This window comes from Marinobacter azerbaijanicus, assembly GCF_030250645.1.
GTDB lineage: Bacteria > Pseudomonadota > Gammaproteobacteria > Pseudomonadales > Oleiphilaceae > Marinobacter > Marinobacter azerbaijanicus.
Genome location: NZ_JASSVS010000060.1, coordinates 1 through 1,608, shown reverse-complemented (window position 1 = coordinate 1,608; position 1,608 = coordinate 1). Strand labels below are relative to the sequence as shown.

Below are 1,608 nucleotides of genomic sequence, written 5' to 3'. Positions count from 1 at the left end.
GGAGGCTGTGTAAAAACTCAATTTACACTCTCTCCAGGCGAGCGAGCAAAATGCCTCGGACATTGTCCGGGGCATTTTTCTTTGTATCCAGTGATCATTTCCAGGCAATAAAAGAGCGAAGAGGCTACTCAGGCAAGCCTTGCCATCATTGCCTTCACTCCCAGCACATTGATTGCCCGCATCAGGTTATAACTCAGAACCCCCAGACTGTATTCACTGCTTGCCGAACTGAGCCCCCAGCAGGTGAATCGCCCCTTGTTCAGGATTCTCTTGAGGGTGGCGAAGGTGGGCTCAACGGTCGCCATGCGACGGATCATCCGCTCTGGAGTCGCTGCTTTATTCGCTTTCTCCAGGGCGTCCTCATCATAGTGTCGCGTTATCCAGCGTTGATCGGCCTTGGTGCATTTCGCCTGTAGAGGACATCGATGGCAGCCCGAGCGGGCGTACAGGTGCATCCGGTCCTTGTTACTGATGGTCTTGTGAGGAAGCAGCTTTCCGGCAGGGCATTGATACGCATCTTCATCCGGCAAATAGGTGAAGTCACGTTTTTGGAAGTACTCTCCGGATCCCTGATTGTTGACCGCTCGATTCGAAGGGATGCCAACCTCCAGTCCAGAAGACTGGGTGCGGCTGATCTGGTCACCATTAGAGTAACCTGCATCAGCAACAACAGTCTTCAGGTCGTCGTCCAACGCTTCTCGGGTAGCCTGAGTGACAGGCTCCAATTGCCGGTTATCGCTGCCTGCCTGGGTCAGCTCGTGATGGACAACCAGTTGATGCCCCCCATCAACCGCATTCTGCGCGTTATAGCCAACCACCATGCCTTCCCGACCAGACTTCATCAGCTTGGCATCCGACTCGGTACGGCAATGCTGTGTTTTACCTTCTTCCACCAGGGTCTTGAGCTCATCCTGTAGCTCCGCCTTATGGGCCTCCAGATAGGCCAGGGCCTCTGTCACTTTTTCATTATTCAGATCTGACTCACCCTTTTGCTCCGAGGCCGCTAACTTTTCGAGATAGCTGTTGATCTTCTGGTCCAGCTTGCCCAGCTGCGTCTGGAGTTGCTTACGGGTGATGGCCTGGTCTTTACTGGCTGCCGCTTTGAACTTGCTGCCATCAATCGCCACCAGCTCACCACTCACCAATCCCGCCTGTTTACAGAAGACAATGAACTGACGGCAGACTTTCCTGACGGCGTTACCGTTATCCTTGCGGAAGTCCGCAATGGTCTTGAAGTCTGGAGCCAACTGCTTCATCAGCCACAGCACTTCCAGATTGCGATGGCATTCCTTTTCCAGCCGCCGGGTGCTGCTGGTCTGATTCAGGTAAGCGTATATATAAAGCTTGAGAAGATCGCCGGGATGATAGGGGCGTCGGCCGGTGTGAGCAGTCTGCGCCTTTCTGAATCCCATCTCGGATAGGTCCAGTGAATCCACAAACGCATCAATGACGCGAACCGGGTGATCTTCGGGGACATAATCTTCAACACTGGGCGGGAGCAGCAGCGTCTGACTTCGGGGGGTACCTTCAAGATGTCTCATAAAAAAATAACCGCGAGCCATGTCGCGGCTATTTTGCCAGCTTCGGAGGCTGTTTTCACACAGCCTC

Annotated in this window: 1 protein-coding gene; it reads right to left on the bottom strand. The window is 53.8% G+C overall.

All coding sequences use genetic code 11. The features are described from left to right. Nucleotides 1-128 precede the first annotated feature (128 nt). Nucleotides 129-1,541: an IS1182 family transposase gene (locus QPM17_RS23570; RefSeq protein WP_285394180.1), complete on the bottom strand. Its 1,413-nt coding sequence runs from the start codon at nt 1,539-1,541 to the stop codon at nt 129-131. Nucleotides 1,542-1,608: the final 67 nt, after the last annotated feature.

Coding starts and splice junctions, on each gene's coding strand:
- QPM17_RS23570 (WP_285394180.1), bottom strand. CDS start 1,541: ATGAGACATCTTGAAGGTACCCCCCGAAGTCAGACGCTGCTGCTCCCG.